A 12069-nucleotide genomic window follows, 5' to 3' on the forward strand; every position below is an offset into this window, starting at 1 on the left:
CGGCTCCTGTTGCGGCGGTGGTTCGGTAGCCCTGACGTGCGGATTTTAATGGGCGTGGGTGATGGCGGCTCGGGTGGTCCAGTAGCTGAGCACCATGGCCGTCTGCCGGTGGGTGGTCCGTGGGCCTGCCCACGGACCACGGCACCTACTTCTCGGTCACCCCTGCCGAGTCGAACGTCGCCACCTCGTGCATCGCCCTGGCCGTGCTCTGGACCAGGGGGAGGGCCAGGAGCGCGCCCGTGCCCTCGCCCAGGCGGAGGTCAAGGTCGACCAGGGGGCGCAGGCCCAGCTTGTTGAGGGCCGCGACGTGGCCCGGCTCGGCGCTGCGGTGGCCCGCGATGCACGCGGCCAGGACCTCCGGGGCGATCGCGCGGGCGACCAGGGCGGCGGCGCCGGCGCTGACGCCGTCCAGGATGACCGGCGTGCGCAGGGAGGCGCCGCCGAGGAGGAGGCCGACGATGGCGGCGTGCTCGAAGCCGCCGATCGCGGCGAGCACGCCGACCGGGTCGGCCGGGTCCGGCTGGTGGAGTTCGAGGGCGCGGCGGACGACCTCGGTCTTGCGGGCGAGGGTCTCGTCGTTGATGCCGGTGCCCCGGCCGGTGACCTCGGCCGGTTCCGCGCCGGTGAAGACGGAGATCAGGGCGGCGGACGCGGTCGTGTTCGCGATGCCCATCTCGCCGGTGAGCAGGGCCTTGTTGCCGGCGGCGACCAGGTCGCGGGCCGTCTCGATGCCCACCTCGATGGCCTGCTTGGCCTCCTCGCGGGTCATGGCGGGGCCGGTGGTCATGTCGGACGTGCCGGCCCGGACCTTGCGGGGCAGCAGGCCCGGGGTGGCCGGGAGGTCGGCGGCGACGCCCACGTCGACGATGCAGACCTCGGCGCCGACCTGGGTGGCGAAGGCGTTGCAGACGGCTCCCCCGCCGAGGAAGTTGGCCACCATCTGGGCCGTGACCTCCTGCGGCCAGGGGGTGACCCCCTGCGCGTGCACGCCGTGGTCGCCCGCGAAGATCGCGACGGCGGCGGGCTCCGGGATGGGCGGCGGGCACTGGCGGGACAGTCCGGACAGCTGTGCGGAGATGATCTCCAGCATGCCCAGCGCGCCGGCCGGCTTGGTCATGCGCTTCTGGCGCTCCCACGCCTCGCCGAGCGCCTTGGCGTCCAGCGGGCGGATCTGCGCCACGGTCTCGGCGAGCAGGTCGTGCGGTTCCTCTCCGGGCAGGGCGCGGCGGCCGTACGTCTCCTCGTGCACGACCCAGGACAGCGGGCGGCGCTTGGACCAGCCCGCCTGGAGCAGCTCGGGCTCGTCCGGGAACTCGTCGACGTATCCGACGCACAGGTAGGCGATGACTTCGAGGTGCTCGGGCAGGCCGAGGGCGCGCACCATCTCGCGCTCGTCGAAGAAGCTGACCCAGCCGACGCCGAGGCCTTCGGCGCGGGCGGCGAGCCAGAGGTTCTCCACGGCCAGGGCGGCCGAGTACGGCGCCATCTGGGGCTGGGTGTGACGGCCGAGGGTGTGGCGGCCGCCGCGGGTCGGGTCCGCGGTGACGACGATGTTCACCGGGGTGTCGAGGATGGCCTCGATCTTCAGTTCCTTGAACTGCTTGGCCCGGCCCTTGGGGAGGGACTTCGCGTACGCGTCGCGCTGCCGCATGGCCAGTTCGTGCATCGCGCGCCGGGTGTCGGCGGAGCGGATGACGACGAAGTCCCAGGGCTGCGAGTGGCCCACGGAGGGCGCGTGGTGGGCGGCCTCCAGGACGCGGAGCAGCACCTCGTGCGGGATCGGGTCGCTGCGGAAGCCGTTGCGGATGTCGCGGCGTTCGCGCATGACCTTCAGTACGGCCTCGCGCTCTGCGGGGTCGTAGGCGGGGGCGGCGGGGCCGGTGGACGGTCGTGCTTCTGCCACTGCGGCCGCGCTCTCTGCTTGGTGGCGCTCCTGCTCCGCCAGGTCTTCCTGTTCGGCGGCCCGGGTGTCCAGGTCGTCGGCGTTCTGTACGAGTTCGGCGTCGCCGTCGCGGGGTGCGGGGACGGTGGCGACGGGTACCGGCGGCTCCGGTGCCGGGGGCTGCGCCGGCTGGGACGGCTGTGATTGCTGAGGTCCCTGGACGGGTCCGCCGCCGTGCTCGTCCGCGGTCGGGGCGGGGAGTACGACGGTGATGTCCTCGGAGGAGGCCGGGGTGGTGGTGTCGGCGGGGGTTTCCGGGGCTACCGGGGCGGGGGGGCCGTCGGTGGTCTCGGGCGCGGGGGGCGTCTCCACGGGTGCCTCGGCGGGTGCCTGGGCGGCGGGCGCGGGCTGCTCGGCAGGTGCCTCGGCGGCGGGCGCGGGCTGCTCGGCGGGCTGAGCAGGGGCGGGGGTCTCGGCCGGGGAGTCGGGCGTGGCCGTTTCGGGGGCCTGGTCAGGCGCCGCTGCCACGGGAGGCTGGGCCGGGGTGGCTGCCTCCGGTGCGTCGCCGGGTGCCGCGGGCGGCTCGGTGGCCTCCTCGGCGGGCGCGGCTGCCTCGGCGGGCGGAGCGACGGATTCCGGGGTGGCATGCTCGGTTGCCGCCGGGGCGGGCGCTTCAGGGGCGGGGGTGGGGGTGGCGGTTTCTGGTGCCGTCGGCTCGGGGTCCTGCGCGGCTGCCTCGTCGTCAGTTGTCGTAGGAACCTCGGGAGTCTTGGGGGCGGCCTGGTCGCCGGTCGCGTCCGGCTGCTGCGGGACGGCCTCGGGGGCGGGCATGGCCGCGCTCGGGGCGGCAGCCTCAGGGTCAACGGCGGGTGCAGCAGCCTCAGGGTCAACGGCCGGTGCGGCAGCCTCAGGGTCAACGGCGGGTGCAGCAGCCTCAGGGTCAACGGCCGGTGCGGCAGCCTCAGGGTCAACGGCTGGCGTCTGCGCCGCTGCAACGGCTTCGGGGTCGGCTGCTTCGGGCGCCTGGGGGGCGGCTTCGGGGTCGGCTGCTTCGGGCGCCTGGGGGGCGGCGTCGGGGCCTACCGCGTCCGGCGCTGGCGCGGCAGCGTCAGGGGCCACCGCCTCAGGAGCCGGAGCGGCAACATCGGGGGCCGCCGCCTCAGGAACCGGGGCGACAGCCTCAGGGCTCACAGCGTCGGAGGCCTGGGCGACAGCTTCAGGAGCCACCGCCTCCGGCCCTGGTGCGGCGGCCTCGGGGGCACCAGCCGCCTCCCCTGCCCCTGCCTGGGGCGGCGTGACGGCCTGCTCCGGCCCGGTGGCGGCTTCAGGGAACGGGACCGCTTCAGGAGCCGGAGCGGCCTCCGGGGCACCGGTGGCGGCCTCTGGGAACGGGACCGCTTCAGGAGCCGCTGCGGCCTCCGGCGCAGGAGCGGGCGCCACGCCCTGCTCCGCACCGACGGCCGGGGCCTGCTCCGCACCGGCGACCGGACTCTGCTCGCCACCCTCCGCGGAATCGCCGGGGGCACCCGGCGCGGCAGCCTCGGGAGAAGTGCCGGGCTGCCCCGGCTCACCGTCCTGACCGGAACCCTCCGCGGCCGGCGGCACCGAACCCGGAGCAGCCGCGGCCCCGGCCTCGGCGGCAGCGACCTGACCGGAGTCCGGGCCGACGCCCGCCCCGGTGGGGTCACCCGCAACCGCCGCGCCCGGCCCGGCCTCGGCCACAATCACCAGCTCCTCAGCGGTACCGGCACCGAGGCCCGCGGGGTCACCCTCAGCCACGGCACCCTGCCCAGCCTCGGCCGCAGCCACCTGGCCCGCGTCCGGACCGACGCCCACACCACCGGCGTCACCCGCAACCGCCGCGCCCTGCCCGGCCTCGGCCGCAGCCTCGCCCTCGCCCGGCTCGCCCTGCGCGGGCTGCTCGGCGTGAGCCTCCTGCGGGGTCTCGGCCGGCGTCGGCGCCTGGCTCGCCTCCGTCGCCACGCGGGCCACCACGGCCTGGGCCGCGCCTACCGGTTCCGCCCCCGGAACAACCGTTTCCGCAGGGGCCGCCCCGGTGCTCACCTGGGCCGGGGTCGTGACCTGCGCGCTCCAGGGTGCTGCCGGCGGGGAGGGCTGCTCCGGGGCGCGCGGGGCGTCGAGGTACTCGGGGCCGGGCGACGGTTGCGCGGGCTGTCGTACGGGCGCGTCCGCGGGGCCGCGGTCGGCCAGGGAGCGGACCGGGCTGGCGGAGCTGTCGGGCAGGGGCGGGCCGAGGTGCAGCGGCCGGCGCGGGGTGATGGGCGGGATCGGCGGAGGGTCGGGCAGGCGGACGCCGCCGAGGTCGACCGAGCCGCTGTCGCGGCCGGAGATCTCGTGCGGGCCCGGCTGGTGGACGGCCTCGACGACCGGTTCCGGCGCGGGCGGGGCCACCTCGTTGCCCCAGGCGCCCTGCGCGCCCGGCAACAGCAGCAGGTCGTCGTCCTCGGCGGTGGTCTCGGAGAGGTAGGCGTACGCACCGTGCGCGGGGGCGCCCGGCTGTTCCACCGTGCCTGCGTTCTCCGGCAGTCCCTCGCCCGGGACCTGGCCGGTGTCGGTCATGCGTACCCCTCGCCCATCGGTTAGTGCTCCTACGACCAGCTCACCCGGAACGGCGCACCGACCGCCCCACAGTGAAGAACGAGCGTGCGTCCCCAGCGGCACGAGCGGCCCGCCCGGAAAAGGCGACAAAGCCATTCACTGGCATTGTTGCGGCCGTGCCACCCTCACGGCAGCTTGATCCGCGAGGGTTCCGCTGTGGACTGCGCCACGTTGCGCGTCCTCCGGTTCTGCCGTACCACACCCACCCCAAAACAGGTGGGTTTTCCGGACATTGACCGACGAAGTGCCGGGCGTCCGCGTGCGGTGCAGCGATCGGCCAGCCTACCGCGCGCAGTACGACAACCCGATCACGGGGACGGCGGCGGGGTCAGCCGGTGCGCCGGGGCAGCACGCCGCTGAGCAGGAACGCGACGCTCCGTTCTTTCTCCGTCCAGGCCCGGGTGTCGAGTTCGACGGACTGGAGCAGGGCGCACTCGACGCCGTAGCCGTGCTCCGTGAGGTCGCGGCCGATGAGTTCGGCGGCGTCGCGGGTCGCGGCGTGCGTGACGATGCGCTGCGGGCGGCGGTCGGCGACCGCCGTGACGACGGCCGCTCCCCCGCCGCCCACGCGGACGACGTCCGGTTCGGGGAGGTTCTCCAGGACGTGCGGGGCGGTGCCGTGGACGATCTGGAGCTGGACGCCGAGGCGGCGGGCGGTCGCGTCGGTGCGGGCGCAGGCGGCGCGGTCGCTGTCGACGGCGATGACGGCGGCGCCGGCGCGCGCGGCCTCGACGGCGAAGGCGCCGCTGCCGCAGCCGATGTCCCACACGAGGTCGCCGACGCGCGGTCCGAGGCGGGCGAGTTGGGAGGCGCGCAGCAGCTGGGTCTCGCCCTCGCCGAGGTCGCCGTACACCTCGGCGGGCAGGGACCAGCCGCGCGGTCCGGCGGACGGGTCGCGGCCGGAGATCCAGCCGCCGTTCTCCCCCGCGGTGCCGGGTCCGGCGGGGCCGCCGAGGACGATGACGACGTTCGGGTCGCGCCAGGTGTGGTCGGCGGCCTTGTCGGAGGTGACGACGCTGACCCGCTCGCGTTCGGTGCCGAGTTCCTCGCAGATGACGAAGGAGCGGTGGACTCCTTCGAGGAGCAGGCCGAGTTCGGCGGGGCCGGCGCCGGGTGAGGTGAGGACGGCCACCTTGGTGTGGGCTCGGCATACGTTGACCGCGCGCCGCAGGGTGCGGCGGTGTGCGACGACCACTTGTGCGTCGTCCCAGGGCATGCCGGCGCGGGCGAAGGCGGCGGCGACGGAGGAGACCGCGGGGACGACCTCGACCTCGAGGCCGAACTCGGGGGCGCGCAGGGTCCGTACGACGCCGAAGAAACCGGGGTCGCCGTCGGCGAGCACGACGGCCGTGCCGCGGTGGGCGGCGATGCGGCGGGCGGCGAGGGCGACGCTGCCGAGGCGGATGCGCTCGGCGCCGGCGGGAACCTCGGGGAGCGCGAGGTGGTGGGCGGCACCTGCCACGAGCGTCGCGGCGCCCAGGGCGGCGCTCGCCGTGGCGGTCAGCGGCGAACCGTCCCAGCCGATCACCGTGACCCGGTCGGCCATCGTCGTCAGTCTCCAGGGGTTTTCGCAGGTCGTCTGCGTGTCGTTGCGGGGAACCGCCGGTGGGCGGGCTCCGTGAGGGTACCCGGTGGAGGTGCCGGAGGGGGCGCCGGTGTCGTCGTCGCCGTCTTCCTCCGGGTGGTTCCGGTCAGTTCCAGTCGCCGAAGGAGGTGAAGCCGCCGGGCAGCTGGTCGCCGACGCCTTCCAGGTCCTCGGGGAGCAGGCTCCAGACGATCAGGTCGGTGCGGACCTCGGTCCACTCGTCGTTGTCCGTCCGGGTCCGCGCTATCCAGGCGCCGCGCAGGACCCCCTCGCTGATACAGCCGATCTTCTGGGCGACCTGCTGGGAGGCGGTGTTGTCGGCCGCGGTGCGCAGTTCGAGGCGCTCGAACTTCTGGTCGTTGAAGAGCCACTGGGCGGTGATGAGGGCGGCCTCGGAGGCGTAGCCCTCGCCGCGGGCCCAGGGGGCGATGACGTAGGAGATCTCGCTGGAGCGGACCCGCCAGTCGGTGTTCTTGAGGTGGATGATGCCGACGAGGCGCTGGGTGAGGAACTCGGTGACGGCGAAGACGATGCCGCGGCCCTCGGCCCGTTCGGCGGGGGCCTGTTCGGTGATCCAGGCGCGGGCGTGGGCCTCGGTGTAGGGGTGCGGGACGGTGGTCCACGCGGTGACGAGCTCGTCGTTCATCATGTCGGCGAACGCCTGGATGTCCGGCTCCTCGAAGGGGCGCAGGACCAACCGCTCCGTGCTGATGGAGACGTTGGGGAAGGTGCTCGTCATGCGCCGCTCCGTTACCTTCGGTGAACCTTCAGGGCCTGCTGAACTGCCCAGCATGCAGCATGAAAGCACTGATCCGCACCACGGGGTCCTCCCCACCGGGTGAGGGAGGACCCCGTGCGTGACGGGTGCCGGAGGTGGGCTCAGAAGGAGGCGAGCACGGAGCCGGCGTACTTGTCCTGGATGAACTTCTTCACCTCGGGCGAGGTGAGGAGCTTGGCGAGCTTCTTCACGCGCGGGTCGTCCTCGTTGCCCTTCTTCACGGCGAGGAAGTTGCCGTAGGGGTTGTCCTTCGGGGACTCCAGGACGAGGGCGTCCTTGGACGGCTTGAGGTCGGACTCGATGGCGTAGTTGCCGTTGACGACGGCGGCGTCCACGTCGTCGAGGGAGCGCGGGGTCTGGGCCGCCTCCAGTTCCTTGAACTTGAGGTTCTTGGGGTTCTTGGTGATGTCGGAGGGGGTCGCCTCGTTGCCGACGCCGTCCTTGAGGGTGATGAGCCCGTTCGCGGCGAGGAGCTTGAGGGCGCGGGCCTCGTTGACGGTGTCGTTGGGGATGGCGACGGTCGCACCGCTCTTCAGGTCGTCGGCCTTCTTGACCTTGTGGGAGTAGAGGCCGAGCGGCTCCAGGTGAACCGTGACGACGGGCACGATGTCGGTGCCGTTCTTCTTGTTGAAGTCGTCGAGGTACGGCTGGTTCTGGAAGTAGTTGGCGCCGACGGAGCCGTCCTGCGTCGCCGTGTTCGGCGTGACGTAGTCGGTGAACTCCTTGACCTGGAGGTCCAGGCCCTCCTTCTTCGCCAGGTTGTCCTTGACGTAATCGAGGATCTCGGCGTGCGGGACGGGGCTGGCGGCGACGATCAGGGGTCCGTCGGTGGAGGAGCTGCCGGCGCCGCAGGCGGTGAGCCCGAGGGTGAGGGCTCCGGCGGCGAGGACGGCGGTGGTGATCTTGGCGGTGTTACGCACGAAAAGTGCCTTTCCTTATGACCTTGCGAGTGGTGCGGCCCCGTTGTGGGTGGACGGGGAGTTCAGGAGGCGGCTTTGAGCAGCCGCAGTTTCGGGGCGGGTCCCGCGTGGGCGCCGCGGCGGTGCAGCGAGCGGGCCGCGTAGTCGCCGGCGAACTGGATGAGGGAGATGACGACGGCGAGGATCGCGACGGTGATCCACATCAGCCCGGTCTCGAAGCGCTGGTAGCCGTAGCGGATGGCGATGTCGCCGAGGCCGCCGGCGCCGACCGTGCCCGCCATCGCGGAGTAGCCGATGAGGGCGACGACCGTGGTCGTGGTGCTGGAGATCAGCGACGGCAGGGACTCGGGGACGAGCACCTTGCGCACGACGGTCCAGGTGTTGCCGCCCATGGCCTGCACGGCCTCGACGAGCCCGTGGTCCACTTCGCGGACGGCCGTCTCGACCAGGCGCGCGAAGAACGGGATGGCGCCGACGGCGAGCGGCACGATGGCCGCCTCGACGCCGATGGTCGTGCCGGTGATCCAGCGGGTGAAGGTCATCAGGGCGACCATCAGGATGATGAACGGCAGGGAGCGGGCGATATTCACCACCTGCCCGATGACCTTGTTGGCGACGAGGTTCTGCAGGAGGCCGCCACGGTCGGTGAGGACCAGCAGGATGCCGAGCGGGAGTCCGCCGACGACGGCGATGAGCGTGGACCAGCCGACCATGTAGAGCGTATCCCAACACGCCTGCTCCAGCAGGGGCTGCATCTCGGACCAGGTCACTTGGCACCTTCCTTCACCAGGACGGACTCGTGGCCGAGGACGTCGATCTGGAGGCCCTGTTCGCGCAGGAAGCCGATCGGCACGACGTTGTCCTCGTAGCGGCCGGGCAGTTCGATGCGCATCCGGCCGACCTGGAGGCCGCCGACGGTGTCGATGGCCGCGCCGAGGATCGATATGTCGATGTTGTAGGTGCGGGCGAGCTGCGAGATGACGGGCTGGGTGGCGCTCTCGCCCTGGAAGGTGACGTCGACGACGGTGCGGTCCTCGCCGGAGGCCTCGCCGTCGAGCGGGAACAGCGCGGCGGCCAGTTCGGAGCCGGGGGTGGCCAGGAGTTCGCTGACCGTGCCCGACTCGACGATGCGGCCGTTCTCCATGAGCGCGGCCGAGTCGCAGACCGACTTCACGACGTCCATCTCGTGCGTGATGAGCAGGACGGTCAGGCCGAGTTGCCGGTTCAGGTCGCGCAGCAGCGCGAGGATCGAGCGGGTGGTCTCCGGGTCGAGGGCGCTGGTGGCCTCGTCGGACAGCAGCACCTTGGGGTCGCCGGCCAGGGCGCGGGCGATGCCGACGCGCTGCTTCTGACCGCCGGAGAGCTGCGCCGGGTAGGCCCCCGCCTTGTCGGCGAGGCCGACCAGGTCGAGCAGCTCCAGCGCCTTGCGGGAGCGTTCCTTCCCGGACTTGCCGAGGATCTCCAGCGGCAGTTCGACGTTGTCCTGGACGGTCCGGGAGGACAGCAGGTTGAAGTGCTGGAAGACCATGCCGATTCGGCTGCGCGCCTGCCGCAGTTCCTTTCCGGCGCGCGGGCCGCGGCCGGCCAGGGCGGTGAGGTCCTGCCCGGCGACGGTCACGGTGCCGGAGGTGGGGCGTTCCAGGAGGTTGACGCAGCGGATGAGGGAGGACTTGCCGGCGCCGGACTGGCCGATGACGCCGTACACCTCGCCTTCGCGGACGTGCAGGTCGACGCCGTCCAGGGCGGTGACCTCGCGGCCGCGTGAGCGGTAGACCTTGGTCAGGCCCGTTGTGGTGATCACGTGGGTTTCCGTCACTGTCGAGTGCGCGGGCGTGGGTGTGCCCGGACACAGGGGCATTCGTTCAGGGACGCGACACGGTTCTCGCTGGGCGTGGAACCGGGAGAACATGTGCGCGGGCGGCGTGCGTCACGCACCGCTCAGGGCGTGCGGACATGCCGCGGTCTCGCTTCGGGGCGCGAGCTCAGGGGGTGGTGCGGGGGCCCTCTAGAAGGCGCACATTCGAGGACACATACAACGAGCACCGGGCGTCAGGGTCGCCTCGGTCGCGGGGATGCGGTCGCTCGTCGTGGTCATGCCGTCAGTAAAACATGCGTACGGTCCTGACAGGCCGCCGCTGTCCGGATGCTGGACAGTGGTGGACAGGGGTCGGGGTCCGTCAGCCGCGGAGGGAGACCTCCACGCCCCGTTCGGTGACCAGTGCGGACAGGGCCGACAGGTCCTGGACCACCAGATCGGCGTGGAGTTCGTGGGCCTGGTGGGTTGTGGTCAACGCCACGGTGGTCATGCCGGCGGCGCGGCCGGCCGTGAGGCCCGCGGGGGCGTCCTCGAAGACGACGCAGTGGGCGGGGTCGACACCGAGCGACCGGGCGGCGAGCAGGTAGGGCTCGGGGTCGGGCTTGCCGCGGGTGATGTCGTCGGCGGCGACGAGCGTCTTGGGCAGGATGCCGACGGCGTCGAGCCGGGCCTCGGCGAGCCGCCGGGTGGCGGAGGTGACGACGGCCCAGCGGTCGGCCGGCAGGGAGTCGAGGAACGCGCGGGTCCCCGGCAGCAGGTGCACGCCGCCGTTGGGCACGTCCGCCACCTCCAGGTCCTCGATCCGCGCGACGGCCTCCGGCACGACGTCGGCGGGCAGCAGGTCGGCGGCTATCTCGGCGGCCGGCCGGCCGTGCAGCTCGATCCGCGCGAACTCCTCGGCCCTGATCCCGTACTCCGCGGCCCACCGCGTCCAGCAGCGGTCCACCGAGGCGAGGGAGGAGACGAGGGTTCCGTCGTTGTCGAACAGCAGGGCCTGCGCGTGGATCTTCATGCCCTCGACCCTACGGTGCAGGCCAGGGGCGGAGGCATCGGGCCTTTTCGGCCGTAATAAGGTCGCAGCATGCTTGCTGCCCTGACGCTGGTGACCGGCGTCTCCGCGCTGCTGCTCGCCGCCTGGTGCGGCTGGGCGGCCTACCGTGACCAGCCGACGAAGGACTGGCACTTCATCGGGATGGCCGTGGTCACGCTGCTGACGCTGATCCAGCTCGTGGTGGGGATCGTGCTGCTGGCGCGGGGCGAGAAGCCGGAGCAGGGCACGACGATCTTCGTGGCGTATCTGCTGGGGGCGTTCGCGTGCGTCCCGGCGGCCGGGTTCATGTCGCTGGCCGAGCGGACCCGGTGGGGCTCGGTGACGGTCGCCGCCGGCGGAGTGGTGCTGGCGGTGCTGGAGGTGCGGCTCTATGACATCTGGGGAGGCTGAGGTGAGCCGGCGGCGGCTGACCAGTGGGCCGGGCACGCTGCTGGTGTGGCTGTACGGCGTGATGGTCGTCGGGGCGGTGTCGCGGTCCGCGTATCAGATCGCGACGGAGTTCGACCGGGCGCCGCTCGCGTACGCGCTGTCGGCCGTGGCCGGTGTCGTGTACGGGTTCATCACGTACTCGCTGGTGCGGGGTGGGGAGACGGCGCGCAAGGTCGCACTGGCGTGCTGTGTCGCGGAGTTGGTGGGTGTGCTGACGGTGGGGACGTGGACGCTGGTGGAGCCGTCGGCCTTCCCGGACGCGACCGTGTGGTCCGACTTCGGGATGGGCTACCTCTTCATTCCCGTGCTCCTGCCTCTGACGGCCATCTACTGGCTGCGCAAGGGTGCGCCTCGGGAGGATGCCGCCTGAGGTTCGTCAGGCGGCCGCGGGCCACGTGTGGCTGATCGCGCAGTTCCCCGCGCCCCTGAAGGGCGAGATCAAGCCGTCGCTGCGTACGTTCCGGCCGGCTTCTCCAGGACGATCATGGGGATGCCGTCCGCGCCCTGGGACGTGCCCACCGTCTCGTAGCCCACCTTGCGGTAGAGGCGGAGGTTGCCCTCGCTGCGGTGGCCCGTGTGCAGGCGGAAGCGGGTCGCGCCGTGCTGGTCGGCCAGGGCCGATTCGGCTGCTCGCAGGAGGCGGGCGCCGATGCCGTGGCCCTGGAGGCGGGGGTGGACGCAGAGCTTGCCGATCGCGGCGGCGCCGTCCTCGGTGACCGAGCCGCGGACCGAGCCGACGACCTCCTCGCCGAGCCTGGCCACGAAGACGCAGTCCCGGGCGACCTCCTCGCGGACCGAGTCGAGGGTTTGGACGAGCGGGTCGATGCGGTAGTTCCCGTACAGCGCCGCCTCCGGCTGGAAGCACAGGTACTGCAACCTGAAGATCTGCTCCGCGTCCTGCTCGGTCGCCGCAGAGATGGTCACGCTCATGCCCATGTGCGCACGCCTCCCGCTCATCTGATCACCTGTCGTTCCTCACTCCTATCCCC

At 72.6% G+C, this 12069-nt stretch carries 10 protein-coding genes; 2 read left to right on the forward strand and 8 right to left on the reverse strand.

The genetic code is table 11. The features are described 5' to 3' along the window. Nucleotides 1-145 precede the first annotated feature (145 nt). The 7 genes from cobT to IE255_RS21750 form a co-directional block, all read right to left on the reverse strand. Nucleotides 146-4462 carry a nicotinate-nucleotide--dimethylbenzimidazole phosphoribosyltransferase gene (cobT, locus tag IE255_RS21720; RefSeq protein WP_190052022.1) on the reverse strand — a complete coding sequence of 1439 codons (4317 nt, stop codon included), beginning with the start codon at nucleotides 4460-4462 and terminating at the stop codon, nucleotides 146-148. 367 nt (nucleotides 4463-4829) lie between these two features. Next, complete coding sequence (gene cbiE, locus IE255_RS21725) at nucleotides 4830-6047, reverse strand: precorrin-6y C5,15-methyltransferase (decarboxylating) subunit CbiE (protein ID WP_190052023.1); 1218 nt, start codon at nucleotides 6045-6047, stop codon at nucleotides 4830-4832. A 145-nt stretch (nucleotides 6048-6192) separates the two neighbouring features. After that, entirely contained in the window at nucleotides 6193-6825 is a 633-nt protein-coding gene (locus tag IE255_RS21730; protein ID WP_190052024.1) for a GNAT family N-acetyltransferase, read from the reverse strand. A 140-nt stretch (nucleotides 6826-6965) separates the two neighbouring features. Next, the gene (locus IE255_RS21735) at nucleotides 6966-7784 is read right to left on the reverse strand and encodes a MetQ/NlpA family ABC transporter substrate-binding protein (RefSeq protein WP_190052025.1); all 819 of its coding nucleotides are present in this window, start codon (nucleotides 7782-7784) and stop codon (nucleotides 6966-6968) included. A 62-nt stretch (nucleotides 7785-7846) separates the two neighbouring features. After that, nucleotides 7847-8554, reverse strand: a complete 708-nt coding sequence (locus tag IE255_RS21740; protein WP_190052026.1) for a methionine ABC transporter permease — start codon at nucleotides 8552-8554, stop codon at nucleotides 7847-7849. Then, on the reverse strand, nucleotides 8551-9585 hold the full coding sequence (locus IE255_RS21745) for a methionine ABC transporter ATP-binding protein (protein ID WP_190052027.1): 1035 nt from the start codon (nucleotides 9583-9585) through the stop codon (nucleotides 8551-8553). Before IE255_RS21745 ends, IE255_RS21740 begins: the two co-directional genes overlap by 4 nt. A gap of 376 nt (nucleotides 9586-9961) precedes the next feature. Then, nucleotides 9962-10612 carry an HAD family hydrolase gene (locus IE255_RS21750; protein ID WP_190052028.1) on the reverse strand — a complete coding sequence of 217 codons (651 nt, stop codon included), beginning with the start codon at nucleotides 10610-10612 and terminating at the stop codon, nucleotides 9962-9964. A gap of 69 nt (nucleotides 10613-10681) precedes the next feature. Between IE255_RS21750 and IE255_RS21755 the strand changes: the two genes are divergently transcribed. Further along, nucleotides 10682-11041, forward strand: a complete 360-nt coding sequence (locus IE255_RS21755; RefSeq protein WP_190052029.1) for a hypothetical protein — start codon at nucleotides 10682-10684, stop codon at nucleotides 11039-11041. After that, nucleotides 11022-11450, forward strand: coding sequence for a hypothetical protein (locus IE255_RS21760; protein ID WP_190052030.1), 429 nt, complete (start codon nucleotides 11022-11024; stop codon nucleotides 11448-11450). The genes IE255_RS21755 and IE255_RS21760 overlap by 20 nt, the downstream gene beginning before the upstream one ends. A 68-nt stretch (nucleotides 11451-11518) precedes the next feature. Here the strand turns inward: IE255_RS21760 and IE255_RS21765 are convergent, their stop codons facing one another. Further along, nucleotides 11519-12016, reverse strand: a complete 498-nt coding sequence (locus IE255_RS21765; RefSeq protein ID WP_190052259.1) for a GNAT family N-acetyltransferase — start codon at nucleotides 12014-12016, stop codon at nucleotides 11519-11521. Nucleotides 12017-12069: the final 53 nt, after the last annotated feature.

Source organism: Streptomyces lomondensis (genome assembly GCF_014651035.1).
Classification (GTDB): Bacteria; Actinomycetota; Actinomycetes; order Streptomycetales; family Streptomycetaceae; genus Streptomyces; species Streptomyces lomondensis.